Below are 24,239 nucleotides of genomic sequence, written 5' to 3' on the forward strand. Positions count from 1 at the left end.
ATCAACGCGAAAGAAACAATCAATCGTCGTTCTTGGACATGTCTTCGTCGGCGACAACTTCGGCTGCGGCCCACTCCAGTGCTTCACGCTCGGCACGCTCGCGCTCGGCCTTCTCGACTTCCTCGATCAGCTCGTTGTCGATGCGACGGGCGGCGATCTCGCGCAGCGCCAGCACGGTCGGCTTGTCCTCGCTCTCGCTGTTGTCGATCGTCGCCTGGACACCATTGGCCAGCTGACGGGCGCGCTTGGACGCCATCATGACCAGCTCAAAACGGTTGTTAACGACTTCCAGGCAATCTTCTACGGTAATGCGGGCCATGCGGGCTCCCGGCGACCTGCAACGGCCGCTCGATCGAATGAGGGAAAGGGGACGGATTGTAAGGGCAGACCGGTTCCGGAATCAAGCCAAGGCCTGAACAGCCCCTTGCGGATCAATCACTTGCTCAGTTTTCAGGGGCCAGCAGCGAGGCGATCAGCTCGCCGTGGCGTTGCTGCTGGGGCTCACAGCGCAGCCGGCTGGCGGCAAAGATCGAGCACATTTCACCCACCGCGGTGTCGAAATCCTCATTGATGATGACGTAGTCGAACTCGTCGTAATGCAGCATTTCCTCGCGCGCGGCGGCCAAGCGCTGGGCCATGACCGCCTCGCTGTCCTGGCCACGCTTGCGCATGCGCTCATCCAGCGCCTGCCGCGACGGCGGCAGGATGAACACGCTGACCGCGCCCGGCACCTTCTCACGCACCTGGCGCGCTCCCTGCCAGTCGATTTCCAGCAGCACGTCCTTGCCGGCCGCCAGCTGCGGTTCCACCGACTGCCGGGCCGTACCCTTCCAGTCGCCATGCACCAGCGCGTGCTCGAAGAAATCGCCGGCGGCGATCATCTGCTCGAACTCGGCGGCGGAGACGAAGTGGTAATGCTTGCCGTTGACCTCGCCCGGGCGCATGGCGCGCGAGGTGAAGGAAATCGACAGCGAAATGTGCGGGTCACGCGCCAAAGTGGCGTTGACGATGCTGCTTTTGCCGGCCCCGGACGGGGCAGCGACGATATAAAGGGTGCCACGCATGCGGTGGGCCAACGTCGGAATGGCCCGGCATTGTACCGGCGCGGGCGGCTCTGTGCAGGATCGAGGGGTGAAGGCCCCCAGTTACCGCGGGGGCGGCTCCACCTGTAGTGCCGAGCCATGCTCGGCAGGGCATTACCGGTAAGGCATCTGCCGAGCATGGCTCGGCACTACCTTGGGTTCCTTGCCGAGCATGGCTCGGCACTACCCTTACTCGATGTTCTGGACCTGCTCGCGGATCTGGTCGATCAGCACTTTCAGCTCGACGGCGGCATTGGAGGTGCGTGCGTCCACCGACTTGGAGCCCAGGGTGTTGGCTTCGCGGTTGAACTCCTGCAGCAGGAAGTCCAGGCGGCGGCCGACCGGCTCGCGCTGACGCAGCACGCGGCGGATTTCCGCGATATGGCTGTCCAGACGGTCCAGCTCCTCATCCACGTCGAGCTTCTGCAGCCACATCACCAGCTCCTGCTCCGCCCGGCCCGGATCAACCGGGTGCGGCAGGTCGGCCAGGCGTGCGGCCAGCTTGACCCGCTGCCCCTCACGGATGGCCGGGATAAGCTCGCGGACTTCACCGGCAATGCGTTCGACCGAATCGACGCGCTCGCTGATCGCCGTGGCCAGCTTGTCGCCTTCCCGCTCACGTGCCTGCACGAAGCTGGTGACGGTTTCTTCCAGCAAGGCCAGTGCTTCGGCATGCAGGGCGGCACTGTCGGTCGCCTCGGCGCGCAGCACGCCGGGGTATTGCAGCAGGTCGGTGAAGCCCACCTGCATCCCGGGGAAGCGGCTGTGCAGGCGCTGCGCCAATTCAGACAGCTGATCCACCAGCACTTCGTTGACGGCCAGCGAGGTGGCGGCTTCCGGTGCACGCAGGCGCATCACCAGGTCGAGCTTGCCGCGACTGACCCGGGCTGCAACGCGCTCGCGCAGCTGCGGCTCCAGCGCACGCAGGTCCTCGGGCAGACGCACGCCCACTTCAAGGAACCGGTGGTTCACCGAGCGCAGTTCGCAGCCCAGGGTGCCCCACGCGGTGATGCGTTCGCCGCCGGCATAGGCGGTCATGCTCCGAATCATGTGCTTTCCGATGTGTTTCAAAGGGCGAATGGTAACCTAGCCACCTCTGGACGCTGGTGCATCCACCACCCAGACGCCCGCCAGATCAACTCGTACTAACCGGATTCCCCATGACCTTCTCCCGTCCCAGCGGCCGCCAGGCCGATCAGATGCGCACCGTCACCATCGAGCGTTCCTTCACCCGCCATGCCGAAGGCTCGGTGCTGGTGAGCTTTGGAGACACCCGCGTGCTGTGCACCGCCAGCGTCGAGAACCGGGTACCGGGCTTCCTGCGTGGCAAGGGCGAAGGCTGGGTCACCGCCGAATACGGCATGCTGCCCCGCTCCACCCACACCCGCTCCGACCGTGAAGCCGCGCGCGGCAAGCAGGGCGGCCGCACCCTGGAAATCCAGCGCCTGATCGGCCGCACCCTGCGCGCCTGCATCGACCGCAACGCACTGGGCGAACGCACCATCACCCTGGACTGCGACGTGCTGCAGGCCGACGGTGGTACCCGCACCGCCGCCATCACCGGCGCATACGTCGCCCTTGTGGACGCGGTGAACCTGCTGATGAAGCGCGGCGAGATCAAGCGCAATCCGTTGTTCGGCGCCGTCGCCGCCGTGTCGGTCGGCGTCTACAAGGGCCAGCCGGTGCTGGACCTGGATTACCCCGAGGACAGCGACTGCGATACCGACATGAACATCGTCATGAATGACGGCGGTGGCTTCATCGAGCTGCAGGGCACGGCCGAAGGCCATGCCTTCCGCCGCGAGGAGCTGGACGCGCTGCTGGTGCTGGCCGAAAAGGGCATCCGCGAGCTGTTCGACGCCCAACAGGCGGCATTGGCGTCGGCATGAACCGGCGCCTCGCCCTGGTCACCCTCGTCGTCGCCGATTACGACGAAGCCATCGCCTGGTACACCGGCAAGCTCGGCTTCCAGCTGCTGGAGGACCTGGACCAGGGCCGCAAGCGCTGGGTGGTGGTCGGCCCGACCGATGGCAGCGCCGCCGCGCTGCTGTTGGCGCGTGCCAGCGACGAAGAGCAGCGCAGCCGCATCGGCAACCAGACCGGTGGCCGCGTTGGCTTCTTCCTGCACACCGATGACTTCCATCGCGACCACGCGGCAATGCTCGCGCAGGGCGTGGAATTCCTCGAAGCCCCACGCGATGAACCCTATGCGACGGTCGCGGTGTTCCGCGACCTGTACGGCAACACCTGGGACTTGTTGGAGCCCAAACAATGAAACTGGTACTGGCCAGCGGCAACGCCGGCAAGCTGAAAGAACTGCAGGCCATGTTGGCCGATCTGCCGCTACAGATCGTGCCGCAGCGCGAACTGGGCGTGGACGACGTGCCGGAAACCGGCCTGACCTTCGTCGAGAACGCGTTGATCAAGGCCCGCCATGCCTGCGCGGTGACCGGCCTGCCAGCGCTGGCCGACGACTCCGGCCTGATCGTCGATGCACTGGACGGCGCGCCCGGCCTGTACAGCGCACGCTATGCCGGCAGCCCTACCGACGATGCAGCCAACAACGCCAAGCTGCTTGATGCGCTGCACGATGTCCCGGCCGAACGCCGCACCGCGCGTTTCTACGCGGTGATCGTGCTGCTGCGCCATGCCAACGATCCGCAACCGCTGATCTGCGAAGGCAGCTGGGAAGGCCGCATCATCGACGAACTGCGCGGCAGCAATGGCTTCGGCTACAACCCGGTGTTCCTGGATGAAGAACTCGGCCTGACCGCGGCGCAGATGGAACCGGCGCAGAAGAACGGCCGCAGCCACCGCGCCAAGGCGCTGCAGCTGTTGTTGCAGCGCATCTCGCAACTTGCGTTCGATTGACCACGGAGATCAGGCAATGACGCCACGCCGCTATCGGACCCGGATGGGGCTTGTGCAGCTTGTCGCCATCCTGGGCGCTGTAAGCGGCGCGATAGTGGGCGCCATACTGGCGTATGACGGGGAGCAATCCTGGCTCGCATTGCCGCTTTGGGCGCTTGGCTGCGCCCTGGTCATTTCACTGATCGCTGCTCCCATCCTGTGGCAACGCGTGGTGCTGGATGAGCTGGCTGGCCAGCTCCGCTACCACAACATCGCCACCGCGCACCGCTGGCGCAAGGTGGACCTGGTGGACGTGCTTGAGGTCCGCTACGACAACTTCGCCGACAAGCGCAAAGCCATGGTTTCCGGCCTGTATCTGCACATGCGCAATGGCAGCCGACCGGCGCGCCACCGTCTCATGGACAACGAGGTCGGCAGCTATCAGGGGCCGTCACCGATGTTCCGCGATGTCAGCGCAGCGGTGCTACGTGCACAACCACGTTCGCTGGTCGATCCAATCCTGCTGGCCGGGCAATAGCGCCCGCAACCCTGTACTCCCACTCTTTCCAACAGCCGTCCATGCCGCACTCCCACGACCACTGCAACCACCTTCCCGGCGAATCCTGCGCGATCGATCACGGTCACGCTGCCGGCGTGCAGCTGGTACCGCCACCACTGGCGCTGTACGTGCACCTGCCGTGGTGCGTGCGCAAATGCCCGTACTGCGACTTCAACTCGCATGCCGGCAAGGGCGACCTGCCCTTCGACGCCTATATCGATGCGCTGATCCGCGACCTGGACCAGGACCTGCCACTGGTCTGGGGACGGGTAGTCAACAGCGTATTCTTTGGCGGCGGCACCCCCAGCCTGTTCCCGCCAGAGGCGATTGACCGTTTCCTGCAGGCAGCCAGTGCACGACTGCGCTTCGCGCCGAACCTGGAAGTGACGCTGGAGACCAACCCGGGCACGGCCGAACACGGCCGCTTCGACCGCTACCGCGCGGCCGGGGTAAACCGCATCAGCTTCGGCATCCAGACGTTCAATGATGAGGCACTCAAGCGACTGGGGCGCATCCACGACAGCAACGAGGCCGAGCGCGCGGTCAAGCTGGCGCAGGACGCCGGTTACAAGAACTTCAACATCGACCTGATGTACGCGCTGCCGCAGCAGACCCTGGCCCAGGCCGAGTACGACCTCGAGCGCGCCTTCGCCCTCGACCCCACCCATATCTCGCACTACCAGCTGACGCTGGAGCCGAATACGGTGTTCTTCGCCCGGCCGCCGCAGGGCATTCCGGACGAAGACAGCGCCTGGGACATCCAGGAGCATTGCCAGGCCCTGCTCGCCGAGCGTGGCTACGGCCAGTACGAGGTCAGCGCCTATGCCCGCGACGGTTGGCAGTGCCAGCACAACCTCAACTACTGGCGCTTTGGCGACTACCTTGGCATTGGCGCCGGTGCCCACGGCAAGATCAGCTCCGGCGCCGAGCAGCACGTGCTGCGCCGCTGGAAACACAAGCACCCGCAGACCTTCATGGACACCGCCGGTACCCCGGCCAGCATCGGCGGCGATGACGTAATCAGCGCCGAGCGCCTGCCGTTCGAGTACATGCTCAACCTGCTGCGCCTGCACGAAGGTTTCAGCCTGCGCGATTTCGAGTCGCGTACTGGTTTGGCACGAAGCGTGCTTGCACCTTCACTGGCAACGGCGCTGGAGCGCGGCTGGCTCATAGGTAACGGTGATTACTGGACGCCCACCGAGCTTGGCCGCCGCTTCACCAACGATGTGGTGGAGTTGTTCCTACCGTAAGACCTGCAAAAAGTGGCCGTTGCATCACATAAATGATAGAAAACGCCCATTCAGGGGCAAGGAATACGGGATGTCAGGCACAGCACCACGCTCATCCAGCAAATCCATGGCACGGATCGCCGCCACGCCGGCACCTGCGCGCGTACGACAGCTATTGGAAAGCATTTTCCTCGCCACCGATGAAGTCCTGCGCACACCGCTGCAGCTGACCGCCATGGAGCTGGAACGGGCGCTGTTCAAGAACGCGGAGATGGCCCACAACAGCCAGATCCAATCTGACATCTACGCCCAGCTGCGGGTGCTGCGCGACCACGCCGAACAGTTCCCCGATCTGTTCCTGGACGCGTTGGCAGCGCAGCTGGCCAGTTTCAAGGACCCGCCCAAGCCCGTGCAGGAAGCGCACGCGTCGACCTTCAAGTCGATGACGCTGGTTGAAGACACCGACATCGACCGCGACATCGTGCTGCACGAAATGGCGCGCCGCGAAGCCTTCCGCGCCCCCAGTCCCCTGCTGTTGCTGGGCCAGCGTTTCGCAGTCCTGGCTGCGCAGCCGGCGTTTGATCCCGAGCACCTGCCCGTAGGCCCCTACGCCCAGTGCCGGGCGTTGCGCGACAGCGGCGAACAGATGCAACTCAACCTCGATACCCAGCTGCTGCTGTTCCAGGTATTCGAGCGCATGACCATGTCGCGTCATGCGGAGCTGGTGGATCGCCTGAACATCCTGCTGGAGCGCGAGGGCGTGCTCCCGGGGCTGGTGTATCGCCCCCACCTTTCCCGTCCTTCCGCGCCCCGCGGCGCAGGGGCTGCCGGCGGCAACGCCGATGCAGGCACCGCTGGACGTCGCACTGCAGGTTCGGCGCCCCTGACCAGCTGGCAAGGCCAGGCCCCGCCGGCGTCATGGGCCAGCATCTCCAATGAGTTGCAGGCGGGTGCGCCCCCCGCCGCCGGCCCGGCCAACGCCACACCGCCCCAGCAGACGGCCATCGGCGCCCCCAGCGCGCCGATGGAAAGCCTGCACACCCTACTTGATGCCGCACGCCACGCTCTTGCGTCGGGCGCAAACAATGCGGGCGCATCGACGGGGAGTGGCGGCACGCCCGCCGGCCAGGCCAGCGCCGCGCCTGCCGGCGGTCGCGGCATGCCCGACTTTGCCGCGCTGCAGGCACAGGCCGAGCAGGGCGCGGCGGCTCCGGCTGCCGCTGGCAGCCCGCCGAACATTCCGGCGGAGCCGGTGTCCACCCAGATTGCACTGGACATGCTGGGCAAACTGCAGGCGGCCGCATCCTCATCGGGCAGCCGCCACAGCATGGCCGACATCCGCAACGCGCTGATCGCACAGGTCAAGGCCGAGCACGGCCCTGCGGCGACATTGTCGGTGCAGGATGGCGACACCATGGACCTGCTCGGCATGCTTTATTCCGAGCTGCAGCGCGAAGTGCGCAGCGAGGGCCCCGCCGCCGACCTGCTGCGTCGCCTGCAGGTGCCCTTGGCCCGCGCCGCGATCAGCGACCAGGAGTTCTTCCTGCGTGACCAGCACCCGGCACGCGAACTGCTCAATGCCGTCGCCGAATCCGGTGCGGTATGGCTCAGCGATGAGGACAGCGACCCCCTCTTGCTGCTGAAGCTCAAGGACGCGGTCACCAAGGTCGTCAGCGACTACCAGGGTGATGAAGCTGTCTTCGTTGAGGCCAACGACATCATCCAGGGACACCTGCGTGCGGCGGCCCGGCGCGCGGAGATGGCCGAACGGCGGCAGGTGGATGCCGCGCGCGGCAAGGAACGCCTGGAGGCTGCCAAGCAACTGGCCAGCAGCAGCATCGATGCGCTCTGCCAGAGCACTGAACCCCCGAAGTTCGTGCAGACCCTGCTGCGCAAGGCATGGGCCGATGTACTTACCCTCACCTTGCTGCGCCATGGCGAAGGTTCGGAGGAATGGCGGCAGCGCGAGCAGGCCACCCGTCGCATCGCCGAGATCACCGGCCTGGCACCCGGGGGTGCCGCCGATACGGGTTTCGGCGAGGAAATCGAGCAATCACTGCTGCAGGTGGGTTACCACCAGGATGAGGCCGCAGCAATCTCCCGCCGCCTGTCCACACCGGGCGGTGAGGACGCCATCACCTCGCGCACGGAACTGGCCGCCAAGCTCAAGACACGGACCCGGCTGGGTGAAGCCGGTGACCCGGACGAAGAAGAGCGTCGCCGGAAAGTCGAACCGGCCCGCACCGAAGAGGAAGAGGGCTATTACCGCCAGCTGCGTACCCTGCCCTTCGGCACCTGGTTCGAATTCACCGTCAACCAGCAGGGCGACAACCGGCGCCAGCGCCTGTCCTGGTACAGCCTGATCACTGGCAACGCCTTGTTCGTCAACCAGCGCGGGCAGAAGGTTTCCGAGCAGTCGCTCGACGCGATGGCGCGGCTGATGGCCAAGGGCCAGCTGCGTATCGTCACCGAGGACAAGGGCCGCCTGATCGACCGCGCCTGGCAGGCCACCGTGCGCGCACTGCGCTCGATTGCCGGCCACACCTCCAACAGCGGGGAATCCGCATGATCACCAATACCCGTCGCGCGCCGCGTCTGCAGGTTCCCGAGCTGGTGCAGGTGCGCGACCAGATGACCGGCACCCATATCGGCAGGCTCGGCAACATATCCGAAACCGGCATGTTGCTGATCACCTCGGTGCCACTGCAGGACGACGCGCTGTACCAGCTGCAGTTTCCCATCCCCGACGGCCGCGGCGGTCACCTGCAGATCGACGTGGGTGCACATCTCTTGTGGTCCGAACCTACCCATGCACCCGAGCAGTCATGGGCCGGCTTCCGCTTCCTGACCCTGGACAAGGGCCATCGCGAGCGCCTTGTGCAGTGGATCGAAGGCAGCATCCCTGCGGCCTGAGTGCCGAAAACGGCACAGCAGCGGCAGGCCGATTGCGGCAGAATTGGGACCTGCATTCCGCACGTCCCAGCGAGCCACCGCGATGAACCAGCACGATCCAGGCAGCCTCTACGCCCAACACCTTGCCCAGATGATCCGCCGCGCCGACGCGGCGCTTGCGCGCGGTGGTTTCGATCACCTGGTGGTTCCCAGCGGCACCCAGCATTACCAGGCGTTCGACGACCGCGACTACCCGTACGCGGTCAACCCGCAGTTCAAGACCTGGCTACCGCTGACCAAGCTGCCGTACAGCTGGCTGATCCATACCCCGGGCAAGCGCCCGACCCTGGTGTTCTACCAGCCCTTCGATTACTGGCACGTGGTCCCGGACGCACCCAGCGGCTGGTGGGTGGAGCATTTCGACATCCACATCATCCGCAAGCCGGAAGATGCCTTGGCACTGCTGCCGGCCGACCCCAGCCGCTGCGCCATCCTCGGTGAGCCGCAGAGCGCGCTGGGCGGCTTTGCCCCGAACAACCCGGCGACGGTGATCAATTACCTGGAATGGCATCGCGGCTACAAGACGCCGTATGAGATCGCGCTGATGCGCCAGGCACAGGTACTGGGCGTGCGCGGCCACCGTGCCGCCGAAGCCGCGTTCCGCACCGGTGCCAGCGAGTTCGAGATCCACATGGCGTATTGCAGCGCCGTCGGCCAGGACGCCAACGAGCTGCCCTACGGCAACATCATCGGCCTCAACGAACACGCCGCCGTGCTGCATTACACCGACCTGGGCAAGCAGGCCCCGCAGCCGCTGCGCAGCTTCCTGATCGATGCCGGTGCCTCGGCCCATGGCTATGCCAGCGACATCACCCGCACCTATGCCGCGGCGGGCCACGATGAGTTCCAGGCCTTCATCGATGCGGTCGACGCCGCCCAGCTGAAGATGTGCGCAGCGGTGCGTTCCGGTTTCGACTACAAGCAGCTGCATATTGATGCGCACCTGTCGTTGATGGGCATCCTCAAGGATTTCGGCGTGATCAATGTCGCGCCGGAGACCGCGCTGGCCACCGGCGTGAGCGCGGCCTTCTTCCCGCATGGCATCGGCCATCTGATCGGTGCGCAGGTGCACGATGTAGCCGGCTTTGCCGCCAGCGAGGACGGCGGCCGCGTCGAGCGCCCGGCCGGCCACCCCTACCTGCGTATGACCCGCGTACTGGAACCGGGCATGGTCGTCACCATCGAGCCGGGCCTGTACTTCATCGACATGTTGCTGGACGAAGTGAAGAAGGCCGGCAATGCTGCCAGCGTGAACTGGGAGCGCGTGGATTTCTTCCGTCCTTATGGTGGCGTGCGCATCGAGGACGAAGTGCTGTGTACCGAAGGCGAAGCGGACAACCTGACCCGCCCGGAGTTTGCCGCGCAGGCGTGATGGTTTGCCGGGACGGCGTGTAGCTGCTGCCCTGGTTATTGGAATACACCGTTGATGTAGGTGAGTGCGGCCTGGCGAAAGCTGGGCCGTATTCGTTTGCGCCTCACTCGGTGGCGATCGAGGTCGGCTTCCCGGGTGCGCTGACGCTTACCCGGGCTACGTGATCGCACCATCCCTCCATTCCCACTGCCCGACCCACGACCCAGCAAGGGCGCTTCCGCTCCGCTTCTGCCTGTGCATTGGCACTTGCCCTCCCTTGCGCGCAGCGCAGGGGAGGGTATGGGAGGGGTGCCTTTGCCTTTGCCTTTGCCTTTGCCTTTGGCTTTGCCTCTGCATTTGGCTCTGGCTTTGGCAATTGCAGTTGCCCTTGCTCCAAAAGCTCTTGATCTACCGGGCCCCTTCCGCAGCGACGGAGCTGGCAGACAAGACCCCGCACGGGGCGACGTGCATGGATGCACGTCGTTTTTCGACGATACAAGGATGTATCGTCGAAAAATCCTGCCAGCGGAGTGGACCTGGAGCGCGCAGCGCGGAAGGCGCGTAGGCAGGGTGTGCTTTCTTTGGGCCACCTTTCTTTGCACAAGCAAAGAAAGGTGTGCTCGCGCGCCGAAGGCGGGCGAAAGCCCTTGATCTTGATCTTGATCTTGATCTTGATCTTGATCTTGATCTTGGTTGCGGTTGCGGTTGCGGTTGCGGTTGCGGTTGCGGTTGAAGCAAGAGCAAGAGCTTTCACTCCCCTTCGGGGAGCGAGTCACTTTTCTTTGCTTGTGCAAAGAAGAAGTAACCAAAAGAAAGCACACCCTGCCTCCGCGCCCACGCCGCTGCGCGACGCGGGTCCACTCCGCCGCCGGGATTTTTCGACGATACATCCCTGTATCGTCGAAAAACGACGTGCGTCCTGCACGTCGCCCCATACGGGGTCTTGTCCGTCGGCTGCGTCGCTGCGGAAGGGGCCCGGTAGATCAAGAGCTTTGGAGCAACGGCAACTGCAGAAGCAACGGCTGGAGCAACGGCTGGAGCAACGGCAACAGCAACTGCACCCCTCCCATACCCTCCCCTACGCTTTGCGTAAGGGAGGGCAACTGCAACTGCAACTGCTACAGCCGAATGCCTTGCGGCTCAGCGCTTGGCCATGAAGGCCTCGATCTCGTCGGCACTGCGTTCAAGCGCACCGGTCAACACACGGTGCCCGTCTTCGGTGATCAACACATCGTCCTCGATGCGGATCCCAATCCCACGCCAGCGCGCCTCCACACTGCGATCGTCCGGCGAGATGTATAGCCCCGGCTCGATCGTGAACACCATGCCGGGTTCCAGCAGTCGCGACTCACCAGCAACCCGGTAATCACCCACATCGTGCACATCCATGCCCAGCCAATGCCCGGTCTTGTGCCGGTAGAAACGCTGGTAATGACGCTCGATGATGTTCTCTTCCAGATCGCCCTTCAGCAGCCCCAGGCGCAACAGGCCTTCGGTCAATACCTCCACCGCCGCAAGATGCCCTTCCTCGTAGGCAATGCCCGGCTGCGCCTGCTCCAGGGCCGCTGCCTGTGCCGCCAGCACCAGATCGTGCAGCGCGCGTTGCTCCTCGCTGAAACGGCCATTCACCGGAAAGGTCCGGGTGATGTCGCTGGCATAGCCGCGATACTCCGCACCCGCATCGATCAACACCAGATCGCCATCGCGGCTGCCGCTGTTGTTGTCGCGGTAATGCAGCACACAGGCGTTGGCACCTGCACCGACAATGCTGTTGTATGCAGGACACGCATCGGCCGCACGGAACTCGCGTTCCAGCTCCGCCTGCAGTTCGTACTCATGGATGCCTGCACGTGCCGCACGCATTGCCGCGCGATGCGCACGCACGCTGATATCCGCTGCAGCCTGCATCAAGGTGATCTCGTCGGCGCTCTTGTACAGGCGCTGCTCGTGCAGCAGATGACCCAGCTCCAGGAACTCATGCGGCGGCTGCGCACCATTGCGCACCTGCGAGCGGACCCGGTTCACCCACCCGATCAACTTCAGGTCGAAATCCGCATCACGACCAAAGTGGTAGTACACCCGCGACCGACCTTCCAGCAGGCCGGGCAGGATTTCATCCAGATCCTCGATCGGATAGGCATCGTCCATGCCGTAGCGCGAGACCGCACCATCCTGGCCTTCGCGCGGTCCGTCCCAGGCTTCCCGGTCCGGGTCGCGCTCGCGGCAGAACAGGATCACCTCCCCATGCTTGCGCCCCGGGATCAGCACCAGCACCGCCTCCGGCTCCTGGAAGCCGCTCAGGTACCAGAAGTCCGAATCCTGGCGGTACGGGTAGAACGTATCGTTGCTGCGCACCCGCTCCGGTGCCGCCGGCAGGACCAGAATTGCGTCATCACCGGCCGCTTCCATCAGCTGCCGGCGGCGGAGCGCGTACTCGGCGGGTGTAATCCCGGACAGACGCTTCATCATCGACCTCAGTTCAGGCTCTGCCGATGGCGCGAACCCATCACGCAGTCGCCGTGCAGCAGCAACGCGGCCACACGCACGAACTCCTCGATCTCCGACAGCGCGTCTTCATCCTCGTCGGCACTGTCGAACTCGTCGCTGGAGGCCTGCGCCAGGCGCGCCAGGTCCTGCAGCGCCTCTTCGCCCTCCTCGCTCAGCGCCGGGCGCTTGCCCGAGGCCAGTCCGAAGCCGCCAAGGAAGGCACGGCACCATTCAAACAAGGCGTCGGTACGTGCCTGCAGCGGTTCGGCCGCATCCACCAGCACCAGCTCGAACGCAAAGTCACGGTCTTCCAGCTGCGCAACCGACGCCTGCCGCAGCAGGTCCAGGGGGCTGCCGGGTTCCGGGGTCGGCAGACCATCGTCGGCCAGCACCTTGGCCGGCCACGCGGGCACATCGGCGCCACCGGCGGCCAGCCAGCCGCACAGTCCACCATGGAGTTCAGCCGGGGAAGCGGCCAGGCCCAGCGACTGGCTGGCCTGGAGGATGTCGTTGACGGCGGGAAGGTCGGTCATGTCACTGATCTGTAAAGCGGAAAGGAAGGCCGGCACCGGCAAGATGGCGGCGGCCATACAGTGTACCAACCGCGCTGTATGCTCCTTCTTGACCGGCCCTTATCGCCATGCCTATCGTTCCGTCCATGGACTCCTTCGACCCCGCTGGCCAACTGCTGGCCCTAGCCTCCCGCCTTGAGCTGCTGCTTGAGCGCAACCAGCGGCTGAGCGATGAAAACCGCAGCCTGCGCCAGCAACAGGAACAGCTGATCAGCGAACGCTCGCAATTGCTGACCAAGAACGAGCAGGCCCGCTCGCGGGTGGAAGCCATGATCACCCGCCTCAAGTCGCTGGAGCAGCACACGTGAGCAACAACGAACCGGTCAGCGTCCATATCCTGGACCGCGAGTACACCGTTGGCGTGGAACCCACCGAGCGCGAAAGCCTCACCGCCGCCGCACGCGTGCTCGACGGCAAGATGCGCGAGATCCGTGGCAGCAACCGGATGGCGGCGGTGGACCGCATCGCGGTGTTGGCGGCGCTTAATCTTGCGCATGAGTTGCAGCAGGTGCGCGACGAGCAACTCGCCCAACAGCAGCGTTTCCAATCGGCGATGAACGAGTTGAACCGCCGCCTTGACCTGGCCATCGACAACGCGCGTTGATGCAGCTGACCAGCTCAGACAGATGAATCCGCAATTCGTGAAATACGGCTGCACCTAGCCGCGCAACCTCGTTATACTGGCGACGCGTTCTCTGCTGTGAACGACGGCGTGTGCAAACATTCGCCTTGTCCCTTAATTACGACCACGGGGGCGCGACGGAGCCGGGTGTGCAAGTCCGCCTTGTAGCGGGAAGCCCGATGGCCCCCCAGCGTTCCCACTTGAACCCCGGGTTCAAGGTCGTTTCGCACGCATCGTCACCGCGGAGAATGCAATATTCCAGAACGGCGCCCAACGGGCGCCGTTCTTTTTTATCCTTCTCCCCACGGGAGAAGGTGCCCCGAAAGGCGCGTCCTGTAGTGCCGACCCATGGTCGGCATTGGTTCTGCCTGCAATGCTTCTTTTTTGTCCTTCTCCCTCCGGGAGAAGGTGTCCGAAGGGCGGATGAGGGTAAGGGGCAAACCGTCACGAAGCTTGGCTACGCCAGTGCCTCGCACTTACCCTCTCCCCAACCCCTCTCCCGATGGGAGAGGGGCTTAAGCTCCCTGCCCGCAGACTTCTCCCCCATGACTGCCGATCCCCGCCAACTCCTCCGCCAACAACTGCGCCAGCGCCGCCGCGACATCCCTGCTGCCGAGCGCATCGCTGCGGCCGAAATCCTCGCCACAAACCTCCTGTCCCTGCCTTTCGCCGGGATCAGCGGGCACGTCGCCGGCTATTGGGCAATGGACGGCGAGATCGCGCTGCACCGCTGGCAGATGCAGCTGCCACCGCAGCAGACCTATTGCCTGCCGGTGCTGCACGGCAAGCTGCTGCGCTTCGCGCCGTGGCGCCCGGGCCAGTCCCTGGTCAGCAACCGTTATGGCATTCCCGAGCCGGATGTCGACCCCGCACAGGCGCTGCGGCCGGAGGAAATGGCCTTGGTCGTCGCCCCGCTGGTGGGCTTTGATGACGGTGGCCGGCGGCTGGGCATGGGGGGCGGCTGGTATGATCGCAGCTTCGCATTTCGGCAGCGCCAGGCCGCGCCGCCGTGGCTGGTGGGGGTAGGTTTCTCCGCCCAGCAGGTGCCGTCACTACCGGTCGAGGACTGGGACGTGGCGGTGGATGCCATCTGTACCGAGCAGGCCACTCTCTACCCGGAACCGTTGAACGCATGACCGCCCGCAAGCGCTACTGGCTGATGAAGTCCGAACCGGACGCCTTTTCCATCGACGACCTGCAGCGCGTGGGCACCGAGCCGTGGAATGGCGTGCGCAACTACCAGGCGCGCAATTTCATGCGTGATGGCATGAAGGTCGGCGACGGCATCCTGTTCTACCACTCCAACACCAAGGTGCCGGGCATCGTCGGCGTCGCCACGGTGGCCAGCGAGGCCTACCCGGACGACACCCAGTTCGACCCCAAGTCCGATTACTACGACCCCAAGAGCACGCGCGAACAGCCGCGCTGGATGCTGGTGGACGTGGGTTTTGAGCGCAAGCTGGCGCAGGTGATCGCGCTGGACGAGATCAAGCTGCATGCCGAGGAACTGGGCGAAGGCTTTCCGCTGACCGCCAAGGGCAACCGCCTGTCGGTGTTCCCGGTCAACGCCGCACAGTGGAAGCTGCTGCTGTCGCTGGAAAAGAAAGCCAAATAAGCCTCTTTTGTTGTGGGAGCGGCGTAAGCCGCGAAGCTGACAATCTTTCAGCCCCCGGCTTCGCGGCTTACGCCGCTCCCACAACAAAAGAAACCGTTTTCCAACCTGTTGAGCCCACCATGTCCGAAGCCAAGCGCCTGGCCGCCGAAAAAGCCATCGAATACGTCCAGAAGGGAATGATTGTCGGTGTCGGCACCGGCTCCACCGTTGCCTACTTCATCGAAGCCCTGGCCCGCATCAAGGACCAGATCGAAGGCGCGGTCTCCAGTTCCGACCAGAGCACCGCCCTGCTCAAGGGCCACGGCATCGAGGTGCTGGACCTGAATCACACCGGCGGCCTGTCGCTGTACGTGGATGGCGCCGATGAGTGCGACGGCAACAAGAACCTGATCAAGGGCGGCGGTGCCGCGCTGACCCGCGAGAAGATCATCGCCGAGGCCAGCAAGCAGTTCGTCTGCATCGTCGACCCGAGCAAGCAGGTCAAGGTGCTGGGCAAGTTCCCGCTGCCGGTGGAAGTGATCCCGATGGCACGCAGCCTGGTGGCCCGCGAGATCCTGGCCCTGACCGGCGGCCAGCCGGTGTGGCGCGATGGCGTGGTCACCGACAACGGCAACCTGATTCTGGACGTGCACAACCTGTCCATCACCGACCCGGTGAAGTTGGAACAGCAGCTCAACCAGATCCCGGGCGTGGTCACCGTTGGCCTGTTCGCACGCCGCCCGGCCGACGTGGTCATCGTCGGCGGCGAGCCGCCACAGGTGCTGTAAGCCGAGCCCGCGCAACTCTGGCTGCTGTTTCGGCTCTGGCTGTTGCTTTGGCTCTGGCTGTTGCTTTGGCCGTTGCTGTTGCTTTGGCCGTTGCTTCGGCTTCCGCTGTTGCTTGTCCCTTCTCCCGTTTACGGGAGAAGGTGCCCGAAGGGCGGATGAGGGGAAGCCTTTGACTTCCCCCTCCCGCCTGAACACCTCCCAGGAACCAGGTCCCCAACCATGTTCAACGCCTCCCTGCGTACCCTCTTCACACTGTCCCTGCTCGCCCTGGCCGGCTGTGCCAGCGCCGACGGCAAGCATTGGGTGGAACTGGCCGGTACCCGCTACCAGGTGGAACTGGCGCAGAACGACGAAAGCCGCGCCCGCGGCCTGATGTTCCGCGAACAGATGGAAACCGACCACGGCATGCTGTTCATCCACGACCGCGAGGAGCCGCAGGCGTACTGGATGAAAAACACCAAGATCCCGTTGGACATCCTGTACTTCGACAGCCAGCGCCGCCTGGTCGGCCAGCAGCGCGATGTCCCGCCGTGCTCGGCCGGTGACATGTGCCCGCCCTACCCCAGCTTCAACCCGGCCCTGTACGTGTTGGAACTCAACGCCGGCCAGGCCGCCAAACTCAAGCTCGAAGACGGCGCCGAGCTGACCTTCGGCCCGGGTATTGCCACCGGCAACTGACTGATCCGAGCAGATTGAACAGCGGCGCCCTTGAACCGGCGCCGCTTTGCCGCCAGTCTTGGGCCATGTCTGAAACGCGCATTACCCTGCCGCAGTGGGATGAACTGGCCGGCCTGCCCGACGAGGCACTGCCGCTGCTGCCGACTGCCCTGCTGATCGCCCGCGATGAATACCCGCAGCTGGACCCGGCCGAGTACGACCGCGTGCTGCAGGCCCACGCGGACCACCTGCGGGTGGAAGTGGATGCCATCGGCGAATGGCCGCTGAAGGTGGCCGCCATCAACAACCACCTGTTCAACGAGGTGGGTTACAGCGGCGACAACGACGAGTACTACGACCCGCGCAACAGCTACCTCAACGAGGTGTTCGAGCGCCGCCTGGGCAACCCGATCTCGCTGGCCCTGGTGCAGATCGAAGTCTCGCGCCGGCTCGGCCTGCCGCTGGAAGGCATTTCCTTCCCCGGCCATTTCCTGGTGCGGCTGCCGGTGGAAGACGGCGTGCTGATCATGGACCCGTTCAACGGCGGTCGTCCGTTGGGCGTGGACGAACTGCGCGAGCGCGCCCGCAGCAACCTGGGCGGTGAAACGCCCGATGACAACGTGCTGGCGCAGATTCTGGACCCGGCCCCGCACCGCGCCATCCTGATGCGCATGCTGCGCAACCTGCATGGGGTCTACGCCGAGCGTGGCGAGTGGGACCGGGCAGCGCGCAGCGCCGACCGCATCCTCAAGCTGGCGCCCGAACAGGCCGATGCCGTGCGCGACCGCGGCCTGGCCTACCTGCAGCTGCAGCACCTGGCCGGTGCCCGCGCCGACCTGGCGCGCTACCTGAAGATGGAGCCCGATGCTGCAGATGCCATCAGCATCCGTGAGCGCCTGGTTGAACTGGGTGGCGAAAGGCCGAGACTGCATTGAGCCTGGCTGCCCTACCCAACCTTGTGGGAGCGGCGTAAGCCGCGAAGCCACTACAGCATTCGAAACCGGCGAAGATCCTGATCCGACCGAACACATGTGCCGGCATTCCGTGCACGAACCCGTTTTCGCCCTGACACCGCGTTGATCAATGGCTGCGGGTGCAGCAGTGGCTTCGCGGCTGACGCCGCTCCCACAAACCGCACAAGCCGCGCGCTGCGGCTCTCAATCCAGCTCGACCATCTCGAAGTCGTCCTTGGTCACCCCGCAGTCGGGGCAGGTCCAGGTGTCGGGCACGTCTTCCCAGCGCGTGCCCGGGGCGATGCCTTCTTCCGGCAAGCCGTCGGCCTCGCTGTAGATGAAGCCACAGACGACACACATCCAGTTGCGCAGGGTGGAGGCCGTAGCGTCGGACATCGGGGATAATCACCGGACAGAGAAGCGGCGTTGATTGTCACATTCCCCGCGCCGTACCGGTAGCCATACATGACCCAGCTTGCCGACGCCCGTGGCGTCTACCTGATCACCCCCGACGAAACCGACAGCGCACGCCTGCTTGAGCGGGTGCGTCCGCTGCTGCCCGGCACCAGCTGGCTGCAATACCGCAACAAGGCGGTCGATGCGCCCACCCGACTGGCCCAGGCCACTGCCCTGCAGGCGCTATGTGCCGAAGCCGGCGTGCCACTGATCATCAATGATGATGCCGCGCTGGCCCTGCAGGTCGGCGCCGCCGGCGTGCACCTGGGTGAAGACGACGGCGACATCGCCGCCGCCCGTGCCCTGCTTGGCCCGCAGGCCATCATTGGCGCCTCCTGCTATGACGAGTTCGAGCGTGCCCAGCGCGCGGTTGTTGCTGGCGCCGACTATGTGGCTTTCGGGGCGTTCTTCCCCAGCCGCAGCAAGATCACCCCGCGCCGCGCCAGTCCGGAGCTGCTGCGACAAAGCGCCGCACTTGGGGTGCCACGTGTGGCGATTGGCGGGTTGACCCCGGACAATAGCCGGGCTGTGGTGGACGCTGGTGCGGACCTGATCGCGGTGATCAGCGGCGTGTTCAGCGAGGCCGATCCGGTGGCGGCGTTGGACGCTTATCGCAGTTGCTTCGGGTCTGTCTGACCAGCCAAGCCCGCACGATCTCTGCCATTCCCTTCTCCCACCTGCGGGAGAAGGTGCCCCGAAAGGGGCGGATGAGGGGGCTTTTGACGTTTGCTTGCTAGAAGCTTGCCCTCACCCCAACCCCTCTCCCGCAAGCGGGAGAGGGGCTAATGCAAAGCCCAGCTCTTCGTTGTTGTTGATACCTCAAAGGACTCACGCATGAACCACGCCCAATCCCACGCCCTGTTCACCCGCGCGCAGACCCTGCTGCCCGGTGGCGTCAATTCACCGGTGCGTGCGTTCAAGTCGGTCGGCGGCGAACCGTTCTTCGTGCAGCGCGCCGATGGCGCCTACCTGCATGACGTGGATGGCAGCGCCTATATCGACTACGTCGGCTCCTGGGGCCCGATGATCGTCGGCCACAACCATCCGGCCGTACGCGAGGCCGTGCAGCAGGCGATCGGCAACGGTCTGTCATTCGGCGCGCCGTGTGCGGCCGAAGTGACCATGGCCGAGACCATCACCCGGCTGGTGCCGTCCTGCGAGATGGTGCGCATGGTCAACTCCGGTACCGAGGCGACGCTGTCGGCGATCCGCCTGGCGCGCGGCGCCACCGGCCGCAACAAGATCGTCAAGTTCGAAGGCTGCTACCACGGCCACGGCGACTCCTTCCTGGTCAAGGCCGGCAGCGGCATGCTGACCCTCGGCGTGCCGACCTCGCCGGGCGTGCCGGCCGGGTTGAGCGAACTCACCCTCACCTTGCCCTACAACGATTTCGAAGCGGCTACCGCGCTGTTCGAGCAGCAGGGCGCGGATATCGCCGGCCTGATCATCGAACCGGTGGTCGGCAACGCCAACTGCATCCCGCCGCGCGAAGGCTACCTGCAGCACCTGCGTGCCCTGTGCACGCAGTACGGCGCGCTACTGATCTTCGACGAAGTGATGACCGGCTTCCGCGTCGCCCTGGGCGGCGCGCAGGCGTACTACGGCATCACTCCGGACCTGAGCACCTTCGGCAAGGTCATCGGCGGCGGCATGCCGGTAGGCGCCTATGGCGGCCGCCGCGAGCTGATGTCGCAGATCGCCCCGGCCGGCCCGATCTACCAGGCTGGCACGCTGAGCGGCAACCCGGTGGCCATGGCCGCCGGCCTGGCGATGTTGCAACTGGTGCAGGCGCCGGGCTTCCACGAGCGCCTGACGGCGGCAACCAACACGCTCTGCGATGGCCTGGAAGCGGCCGCGCGCGAGGCCGGCGTGGCCGTCACCACCAATCGCGTCGGCGGCATGTTCGGCCTGTTCTTCAGCAGCGAGAAAGTCGAGACCTATGCGCAGGCCACCGCCTGTGACATCAAGGCCTTCAACGTGTTCTTCCACGCCATGCTGGAGCGCGGCGTGTTCCTGGCACCGTCGGCCTACGAGGCCGGCTTCCTGTCCAGCGCGCATGACGATGCGGTGATCGAAGCCACCCTGGTTGCGGCACGCGAGGCGTTCAAGGTGGTTGCGGCGGGTTGATCCTGCAGCGGAGTCGGCAAACAAGCCGGTCGGTTTAATGCGGTAACGCTGTTCTTCCTGACGAAGCAGCGTTACCCACAATCGGAAGCAGATGCCGCATTCGTTCGTGGGAGCGGCGTAAGCCGCGAAGCTGGCCTTGCCCCAGGCCTTGACCCGCGTGCAATCTGAGGATGCAGTTTGCTTCGCGGCTTACGCCGCTCCCACGGAAGCCCGCCTTGGAACTGCTCTTTTTGCTTGGGTGCGCGCAGCGCACCCAGCGCTTCATTACAGAACAATCACCCAAAAACCAGCTTGCCCTTCATCATTCCCCAGTGCCCCGGGAACGAGCAGAAGAAGGTGTAATCACCACCACGCGTCAACTTGCTGGTCGCAAAGCGCACCTGCGTGGTCTGCCCGCCACCGATCACCGGCGTGAACGCGATCACCCGCGCATCATTCTTCGGCAGGTAACTGTCAGCCAGCGTCGCACGCATGCCAGCCGTGGCCACTGGTTGGAAATCCGGGGTGCGCGTCAGCACCCAGTTATGCCCCATCGCGGTAGCCGGCATCCGGCCGATGTGCTTGAGGGTCAGGTCCACCTGCGTGCAATCGGCAGCAACGCGGATCTGCGGCAGCGAGAACTGCATGCGGTCATTGCTTTCGATGGTGACCGCGCAGGTGCGGGCCAGCGCAGGCGCGGCAGGCAACAGGCCGGCAAGGGCCAATAACAGCAGGCTGGAACGCTTCACGGTGAACTCCAAACAATGACAACTACGGTGTCCTGATTCTAGGCAAAGCCCGCAGATTTCACCTGTGACGCGATGTCGCAGGCTGCACGCAGACGCCGTGCCAGCGATACTGCAGCCCCACCCTTGCCGCGCCATCGATGCAACGACCACACGCACTACTACTGGATTTCGACGGCCTGCTGGCCGACTACGATCACCGTATCCACCTGCGCCAGCTTGCCGATGCTGCCGGCTGCGCACCCGAGCAGGTGGATGCGGCATTGCGTACGGACGGGCTTGAATTCGCCCATGCCCGCGGCGAGCTGGATGGTGAGCAGTTGCTGCAGGCCTTGAATCAACGCCTGGACAGCACGCTGGGCGCGACGCACTGGCACGCTGCACGCCTCGCTGCGACCAAGCTGCGCAGCGATTGCATCGCGGTGCTGGAGCGCGTGCATGCGGATGTGCAGGTTGCAGTGCTGACCAACAATGGCCTGCTGACGCGGCCGGTCATCGAGCAATTGCTACCGGGTCGCCGCGTGCTGTGCAGCGCTGCGCTCGGCGCGCGCAAGCCTGATCCGAAAGCGTACCTGGCAGCCTGTGCTTCGCTTGGCTGTGCGCCTGAGCGAAGCCTGTTCGTCGACCACCTGTTCCGCAATGTGCAGGGTGCGCGCGAAGCCGGGCTGCATGCCGATACTGCGTTTCACGCCCAGTCGCTGCGGCGTTTGTTGAAGCGGAATCACTGCCTGGGGTGAAAGGCCGCGCGCTGCGCACGCCATACCCTCATCCGCCCCCCGCCTTCGCGGGGACAGGCTCTACGGGCACCTTCTCCCGCAGGCGGGAGAAGGGAAGGGTCATGGCTTACGGCTAACTGGTGCTGTGCTCGCCCCCCGCAACAACGAGCATTCCCTTCTCCCGCGCGAGGCAGAAGGTGCCCGTAGAGCCTGTCCCCGCGAAGGCGGGGGGCGGATGAGGGGAAGCGCTTCGCTCGCCGAAAAACCCAACTTACCCGCGCGATGCCATATACGCCGCAATCGCCTCGCGCACGCGCTTCAGGCCTTCGGCCACTTCTTCGTCGGTGATGTTCAGCGCCGGCACGAAACGCAGCACGCTGGTGCCGGCCTGCAGGATCAGCACCTGCTTTTCCGCCGCCAGATCCAGCAGCATGCCGATGTCGGCGACGTAGTCGGGCTTGAGCACCGCACCCAGCATCAGGCCCATGCCACGCACCTGCTCGAACACCCCGAACTCTTCGCCGATGGCTTCCAGACCGGCTTTCAGTGCGGCCGACTGGCGCACGACGTTGGCCTTGATCTCGTCGGACGACAGCTTGCGCAACGCCACGCGAGCAACCGCCGCCGCCAGCGGGTTGCCGCCGAAGGTGCTGCCGTGCGCGCCAACGCCCATGATGTCGGCGACCTTGGGGCCGGCCAGCATTGCGCCGATCGGGAACCCGCCGCCCAGCGCCTTGGCCAGGGTGACGATGTCCGGGGTCACACCCCAGTTCCAGTGCGCGAACAGCTCGCCGGTACGGCCCATGCCGACCTGGATTTCATCCAGTACCATCAACGCATCGTGCTGGTCGCACAGCTCGCGGGCGCGGCGCATGAACTCGGCACTGGCCGGCATCACCCCGCCCTCGCCCTGCACCGGCTCGAACATCACCGCGGCCACATCGCCACCGGCCATCGCTGCTTCAAGCTGGGCGACATCGTTGAAATCGACATAGCGGAAGCCACCGGGCAGCGGCTCGTAGCCTTCCTGGTACTTCGGCTGGGCGGTCGCGGTGACCGTGGCCAGGGTGCGGCCATGGAAGCTGCCGCGGAAGGTGACAATGAAACGCTTCTCCGGGCCACGGCCCTGCGCGCTGGCCCACTTGCGCACCAGCTTGATGGCCACTTCATTGGCTTCGGCGCCGGAATTGCACAGGAACACGCGTTTGGCGAAGCGCGAGGCGTCCACCAGCTCCTGTGCCAGATGCAGCGGCGGTTCGCTGTAGAACATGTTGCTGGTGTGCCAAAGCTTGTCGGCCTGCTCGAACAGGGCAGCCTTCAGGTCCGGGTTGTTGTGACCCAGGCTGCACACCGCGATGCCGGCGGCCAGGTCGATGAACTCGCGCCCCTGCGTATCCCACAGTCGCGCGCCCTGGCCTCGCTCCAGCACCAGCTGGCGCGGGCGGTAGACCGGCAGGTAGTAATTGGACAGGGACAACAGCGGCTCGACGACAGCGGTCATGGCGTTCCAGATCAGTGGGTGTGAATGTTCCATTGTCCTCCATTCCACGGGCCTGCGGCACAATGGGCGCATGCGACTGTTCTCTGCCCCCCAATTGAACCCGGCCAGCGACAGCGGCTGGCGCCGCCGTTGGTTCGACATCATCCACCGCACCGATACCCCACCCTCGCGTCGCTTCGACCTGCTGCTGGTCTGGGCCATCCTCGCCAGCGTGCTGGTGGTGATGGTGGACAGCGTCCAGCGCATCCACATTGCCTGGGCCAGCTGGTTCTACGTGGTCGAGTGGGGCTTCACCCTGCTGTTCACCGCCGAATACGTGCTGCGCCTGCTGGTGGTACGACGACCGCTGCGCTATGCGTTCAGCATCTGGGGCATCATCGACCTGCTGGCGATCCTGCCCTCGTACATTTCCTTCTTCGTGCCCGGCGCACAGAGCCTGCTGGTGGTGCGCGTGCTGCGCCTGCTGCGGGTGTTCCGCATCCTGAAGCTGACCCGCTACATCGAGGAAAGCGGCGTGCTGATGGCGGCCCTCTGGCGCAGCCGTCGCAAGATCCTGCTGTTCCTGTCGATGGTGGTCACCATCGCCATCATCGCCGGCGCGCTGATGTATGTGATCGAAGGCCCGCAATACGGCTTCAGCAACATCCCCGCCAGCATGTACTGGGCGGTGGTGACCATGGCCACGGTGGGTTTTGGCGACATCGTGCCGCACACCACCCTGGGGCGTTTCATCACCTCGGTGCTGATCCTGATCGGCTACAGCATCCTGGCCGTGCCCACCGGCATCTACACCGCCGAACTGGCCGGCAACATGCTGCGCGAGAACCGTCGCGACAACCGCGGCTGCACGGTCTGCGGGCATGAGGGCCACGAGTTCAAGGCGCACTACTGCAACCGCTGCGGGCATGTGCTGCCGGAGCACATCGAGCATTGAGCGGTGTTGCCGGGGTTTGCAGGAACGGCGTAAGCTGCGGAGCTGCTGATGCGTAGTGCCGAGCCATGCTCGGCAAGGGGCCTT

Annotated in this window: 27 protein-coding genes and 1 other RNA gene; 20 read left to right on the forward strand and 8 right to left on the reverse strand. The window is 65.1% G+C overall.

Annotated elements, in window-relative coordinates; genetic code table 11:
- Window positions 1-19: 19 nt before the first annotated feature.
- From rpoZ to RT131_RS14380, 3 genes are all read right to left on the reverse strand, one after another.
- Complete coding sequence (gene rpoZ, locus RT131_RS14370; RefSeq protein WP_313173485.1) at window positions 20-319, reverse strand: DNA-directed RNA polymerase subunit omega; 300 nt, start codon at window positions 317-319, stop codon at window positions 20-22.
- A gap of 124 nt (window positions 320-443) precedes the next feature.
- Window positions 444-1,064 (reverse strand): guanylate kinase, encoded by a 621-nt coding sequence (gene gmk, locus RT131_RS14375; protein WP_313173486.1) that lies wholly within the window; start codon window positions 1,062-1,064, stop codon window positions 444-446.
- A gap of 207 nt (window positions 1,065-1,271) precedes the next feature.
- Window positions 1,272-2,132, reverse strand: a complete 861-nt coding sequence (locus RT131_RS14380; RefSeq protein ID WP_282271467.1) for a YicC/YloC family endoribonuclease — start codon at window positions 2,130-2,132, stop codon at window positions 1,272-1,274.
- 110 nt (window positions 2,133-2,242) lie between these two features.
- Between RT131_RS14380 and rph the strand changes: the two genes are divergently transcribed.
- The 8 genes from rph to pepQ all read left to right on the forward strand — a co-directional run bounded on the left by rph (window position 2,243) and on the right by pepQ (window position 10,044).
- Entirely contained in the window at window positions 2,243-2,971 is a 729-nt protein-coding gene (rph, locus tag RT131_RS14385) for a ribonuclease PH (protein ID WP_296250270.1), read from the forward strand.
- Entirely contained in the window at window positions 2,968-3,357 is a 390-nt protein-coding gene (locus RT131_RS14390; RefSeq protein WP_313173487.1) for a VOC family protein, read from the forward strand. Before rph ends, RT131_RS14390 begins: the two co-directional genes overlap by 4 nt.
- On the forward strand, window positions 3,354-3,953 hold the full coding sequence (gene rdgB, locus RT131_RS14395) for an RdgB/HAM1 family non-canonical purine NTP pyrophosphatase (protein ID WP_313173488.1): 600 nt from the start codon (window positions 3,354-3,356) through the stop codon (window positions 3,951-3,953). Before RT131_RS14390 ends, rdgB begins: the two co-directional genes overlap by 4 nt.
- 16 nt (window positions 3,954-3,969) lie before the next feature.
- On the forward strand, window positions 3,970-4,470 hold the full coding sequence (locus RT131_RS14400) for a hypothetical protein (RefSeq protein WP_313173489.1): 501 nt from the start codon (window positions 3,970-3,972) through the stop codon (window positions 4,468-4,470).
- 41 nt (window positions 4,471-4,511) lie between these two features.
- On the forward strand, window positions 4,512-5,741 hold the full coding sequence (gene hemW, locus RT131_RS14405; RefSeq protein ID WP_313173490.1) for a radical SAM family heme chaperone HemW: 1,230 nt from the start codon (window positions 4,512-4,514) through the stop codon (window positions 5,739-5,741).
- Between the two features lie 106 nt (window positions 5,742-5,847).
- Window positions 5,848-8,289 (forward strand): DUF1631 family protein, encoded by a 2,442-nt coding sequence (locus tag RT131_RS14410; protein WP_313173491.1) that lies wholly within the window; start codon window positions 5,848-5,850, stop codon window positions 8,287-8,289.
- On the forward strand, window positions 8,286-8,633 hold the full coding sequence (locus tag RT131_RS14415) for a PilZ domain-containing protein (RefSeq protein ID WP_313173492.1): 348 nt from the start codon (window positions 8,286-8,288) through the stop codon (window positions 8,631-8,633). The genes RT131_RS14410 and RT131_RS14415 overlap by 4 nt, the downstream gene beginning before the upstream one ends.
- 82 nt (window positions 8,634-8,715) lie before the next feature.
- Window positions 8,716-10,044 carry a Xaa-Pro dipeptidase gene (gene pepQ / locus RT131_RS14420; RefSeq protein ID WP_313173493.1) on the forward strand — a complete coding sequence of 443 codons (1,329 nt, stop codon included), beginning with the start codon at window positions 8,716-8,718 and terminating at the stop codon, window positions 10,042-10,044.
- A 1,119-nt stretch (window positions 10,045-11,163) separates the two neighbouring features.
- Here the strand turns inward: pepQ and pepP are convergent.
- Entirely contained in the window at window positions 11,164-12,489 is a 1,326-nt protein-coding gene (gene pepP / locus RT131_RS14425; RefSeq protein WP_313173494.1) for a Xaa-Pro aminopeptidase, read from the reverse strand.
- 8 nt (window positions 12,490-12,497) lie between these two features.
- Window positions 12,498-13,043: a YecA family protein gene (locus RT131_RS14430; RefSeq protein WP_313173495.1), complete on the reverse strand. Its 546-nt coding sequence runs from the start codon at window positions 13,041-13,043 to the stop codon at window positions 12,498-12,500.
- A 125-nt stretch (window positions 13,044-13,168) separates the two neighbouring features.
- Between RT131_RS14430 and RT131_RS14435 the strand changes: the two genes are divergently transcribed.
- The 8 genes from RT131_RS14435 to RT131_RS14470 all read left to right on the forward strand — a co-directional run bounded on the left by RT131_RS14435 (window position 13,169) and on the right by RT131_RS14470 (window position 17,678).
- A complete protein-coding gene (locus tag RT131_RS14435) occupies window positions 13,169-13,390 on the forward strand; it encodes a TIGR02449 family protein (protein WP_282273125.1) in 222 nt (73 codons plus the stop codon).
- On the forward strand, window positions 13,387-13,686 hold the full coding sequence (locus tag RT131_RS14440) for a cell division protein ZapA (protein WP_282273119.1): 300 nt from the start codon (window positions 13,387-13,389) through the stop codon (window positions 13,684-13,686). The genes RT131_RS14435 and RT131_RS14440 overlap by 4 nt, the downstream gene beginning before the upstream one ends.
- Before the next feature lie 85 nt (window positions 13,687-13,771).
- Window positions 13,772-13,956: non-coding RNA, 6S RNA (gene ssrS / locus RT131_RS14445), on the forward strand.
- A gap of 293 nt (window positions 13,957-14,249) precedes the next feature.
- Window positions 14,250-14,840: a 5-formyltetrahydrofolate cyclo-ligase gene (locus RT131_RS14450; protein WP_313173496.1), complete on the forward strand. Its 591-nt coding sequence runs from the start codon at window positions 14,250-14,252 to the stop codon at window positions 14,838-14,840.
- Window positions 14,837-15,319, forward strand: coding sequence for an EVE domain-containing protein (locus RT131_RS14455; RefSeq protein WP_313173497.1), 483 nt, complete (start codon window positions 14,837-14,839; stop codon window positions 15,317-15,319). The genes RT131_RS14450 and RT131_RS14455 overlap by 4 nt, the downstream gene beginning before the upstream one ends.
- 119 nt (window positions 15,320-15,438) lie before the next feature.
- Window positions 15,439-16,086, forward strand: a complete 648-nt coding sequence (rpiA, locus tag RT131_RS14460) for a ribose-5-phosphate isomerase RpiA (RefSeq protein ID WP_293706389.1) — start codon at window positions 15,439-15,441, stop codon at window positions 16,084-16,086.
- Window positions 16,087-16,305: 219 nt separating this feature from the next.
- Window positions 16,306-16,764, forward strand: coding sequence for a DUF192 domain-containing protein (locus RT131_RS14465; protein WP_313173498.1), 459 nt, complete (start codon window positions 16,306-16,308; stop codon window positions 16,762-16,764).
- A gap of 65 nt (window positions 16,765-16,829) precedes the next feature.
- Entirely contained in the window at window positions 16,830-17,678 is an 849-nt protein-coding gene (locus RT131_RS14470; RefSeq protein ID WP_313173499.1) for a SirB1 family protein, read from the forward strand.
- Between the two features lie 222 nt (window positions 17,679-17,900).
- Here RT131_RS14470 and RT131_RS14475 read toward each other — a convergent pair whose 3' ends face one another.
- On the reverse strand, window positions 17,901-18,092 hold the full coding sequence (locus RT131_RS14475) for a rubredoxin (RefSeq protein ID WP_303747299.1): 192 nt from the start codon (window positions 18,090-18,092) through the stop codon (window positions 17,901-17,903).
- A gap of 69 nt (window positions 18,093-18,161) precedes the next feature.
- Here RT131_RS14475 and thiE point away from each other — a divergent pair, with 69 nt between their 5' ends.
- Window positions 18,162-18,788 (forward strand): thiamine phosphate synthase, encoded by a 627-nt coding sequence (gene thiE, locus RT131_RS14480; protein WP_313173500.1) that lies wholly within the window; start codon window positions 18,162-18,164, stop codon window positions 18,786-18,788.
- Between the two features lie 198 nt (window positions 18,789-18,986).
- Window positions 18,987-20,279: a glutamate-1-semialdehyde 2,1-aminomutase gene (gene hemL, locus RT131_RS14485; RefSeq protein WP_313173501.1), complete on the forward strand. Its 1,293-nt coding sequence runs from the start codon at window positions 18,987-18,989 to the stop codon at window positions 20,277-20,279.
- 275 nt (window positions 20,280-20,554) lie between these two features.
- On the opposite strand, the gene azu is transcribed toward hemL, so the two are convergent.
- A complete protein-coding gene (gene azu / locus RT131_RS14490) occupies window positions 20,555-21,007 on the reverse strand; it encodes an azurin (RefSeq protein WP_313173502.1) in 453 nt (150 codons plus the stop codon).
- Window positions 21,008-21,144: 137 nt separating this feature from the next.
- On the opposite strand from azu, the gene RT131_RS14495 reads away from it, so the two are divergent.
- Window positions 21,145-21,741: an HAD-IA family hydrolase gene (locus RT131_RS14495; RefSeq protein ID WP_313173503.1), complete on the forward strand. Its 597-nt coding sequence runs from the start codon at window positions 21,145-21,147 to the stop codon at window positions 21,739-21,741.
- A gap of 250 nt (window positions 21,742-21,991) precedes the next feature.
- On the opposite strand, the gene RT131_RS14500 is transcribed toward RT131_RS14495, so the two are convergent.
- Complete coding sequence (locus RT131_RS14500) at window positions 21,992-23,221, reverse strand: acetylornithine transaminase (RefSeq protein WP_313173552.1); 1,230 nt, start codon at window positions 23,219-23,221, stop codon at window positions 21,992-21,994.
- Window positions 23,222-23,291: 70 nt separating this feature from the next.
- Between RT131_RS14500 and RT131_RS14505 the strand changes: the two genes are divergently transcribed.
- Window positions 23,292-24,155, forward strand: a complete 864-nt coding sequence (locus tag RT131_RS14505; protein ID WP_313173504.1) for an ion transporter — start codon at window positions 23,292-23,294, stop codon at window positions 24,153-24,155.
- Window positions 24,156-24,239 lie beyond the last annotated feature (84 nt).

Origin of the sequence: Stenotrophomonas sp., from assembly GCF_032066555.1 — a bacterium.
Taxonomy (GTDB): Bacteria; Pseudomonadota; Gammaproteobacteria; order Xanthomonadales; family Xanthomonadaceae; genus Stenotrophomonas.

Excerpts from the sequence above, each read along its gene's own strand:
- rpoZ (WP_313173485.1), bottom strand. The coding sequence starts at position 319 with ATGGCCCGCATTACCGTAGAAGATTGCCTGGAAGTCGTTAACAACCGT.
- gmk (WP_313173486.1), bottom strand. The coding sequence starts at position 1,064 with ATGCGTGGCACCCTTTATATCGTCGCTGCCCCGTCCGGGGCCGGCAAA.
- RT131_RS14380 (WP_282271467.1), bottom strand. The coding sequence starts at position 2,132 with ATGATTCGGAGCATGACCGCCTATGCCGGCGGCGAACGCATCACCGCG.
- rph (WP_296250270.1), top strand. The coding sequence starts at position 2,243 with ATGACCTTCTCCCGTCCCAGCGGCCGCCAGGCCGATCAGATGCGCACC.
- RT131_RS14390 (WP_313173487.1), top strand. The coding sequence starts at position 2,968 with ATGAACCGGCGCCTCGCCCTGGTCACCCTCGTCGTCGCCGATTACGAC.
- rdgB (WP_313173488.1), top strand. The coding sequence starts at position 3,354 with ATGAAACTGGTACTGGCCAGCGGCAACGCCGGCAAGCTGAAAGAACTG.
- RT131_RS14400 (WP_313173489.1), top strand. The coding sequence starts at position 3,970 with ATGACGCCACGCCGCTATCGGACCCGGATGGGGCTTGTGCAGCTTGTC.
- hemW (WP_313173490.1), top strand. The coding sequence starts at position 4,512 with ATGCCGCACTCCCACGACCACTGCAACCACCTTCCCGGCGAATCCTGC.
- RT131_RS14410 (WP_313173491.1), top strand. The coding sequence starts at position 5,848 with ATGGCACGGATCGCCGCCACGCCGGCACCTGCGCGCGTACGACAGCTA.
- RT131_RS14415 (WP_313173492.1), top strand. The coding sequence starts at position 8,286 with ATGATCACCAATACCCGTCGCGCGCCGCGTCTGCAGGTTCCCGAGCTG.
- pepQ (WP_313173493.1), top strand. The coding sequence starts at position 8,716 with ATGAACCAGCACGATCCAGGCAGCCTCTACGCCCAACACCTTGCCCAG.
- pepP (WP_313173494.1), bottom strand. The coding sequence starts at position 12,489 with ATGAAGCGTCTGTCCGGGATTACACCCGCCGAGTACGCGCTCCGCCGC.
- RT131_RS14430 (WP_313173495.1), bottom strand. The coding sequence starts at position 13,043 with ATGACCGACCTTCCCGCCGTCAACGACATCCTCCAGGCCAGCCAGTCG.
- RT131_RS14435 (WP_282273125.1), top strand. The coding sequence starts at position 13,169 with ATGGACTCCTTCGACCCCGCTGGCCAACTGCTGGCCCTAGCCTCCCGC.
- RT131_RS14450 (WP_313173496.1), top strand. The coding sequence starts at position 14,250 with ATGACTGCCGATCCCCGCCAACTCCTCCGCCAACAACTGCGCCAGCGC.
- RT131_RS14455 (WP_313173497.1), top strand. The coding sequence starts at position 14,837 with ATGACCGCCCGCAAGCGCTACTGGCTGATGAAGTCCGAACCGGACGCC.
- rpiA (WP_293706389.1), top strand. The coding sequence starts at position 15,439 with ATGTCCGAAGCCAAGCGCCTGGCCGCCGAAAAAGCCATCGAATACGTC.
- RT131_RS14465 (WP_313173498.1), top strand. The coding sequence starts at position 16,306 with ATGTTCAACGCCTCCCTGCGTACCCTCTTCACACTGTCCCTGCTCGCC.
- RT131_RS14470 (WP_313173499.1), top strand. The coding sequence starts at position 16,830 with ATGTCTGAAACGCGCATTACCCTGCCGCAGTGGGATGAACTGGCCGGC.
- RT131_RS14475 (WP_303747299.1), bottom strand. The coding sequence starts at position 18,092 with ATGTCCGACGCTACGGCCTCCACCCTGCGCAACTGGATGTGTGTCGTC.
- thiE (WP_313173500.1), top strand. The coding sequence starts at position 18,162 with ATGACCCAGCTTGCCGACGCCCGTGGCGTCTACCTGATCACCCCCGAC.
- hemL (WP_313173501.1), top strand. The coding sequence starts at position 18,987 with ATGAACCACGCCCAATCCCACGCCCTGTTCACCCGCGCGCAGACCCTG.
- RT131_RS14495 (WP_313173503.1), top strand. The coding sequence starts at position 21,145 with ATGCAACGACCACACGCACTACTACTGGATTTCGACGGCCTGCTGGCC.
- RT131_RS14500 (WP_313173552.1), bottom strand. The coding sequence starts at position 23,221 with ATGACCGCTGTCGTCGAGCCGCTGTTGTCCCTGTCCAATTACTACCTG.
- RT131_RS14505 (WP_313173504.1), top strand. The coding sequence starts at position 23,292 with ATGCGACTGTTCTCTGCCCCCCAATTGAACCCGGCCAGCGACAGCGGC.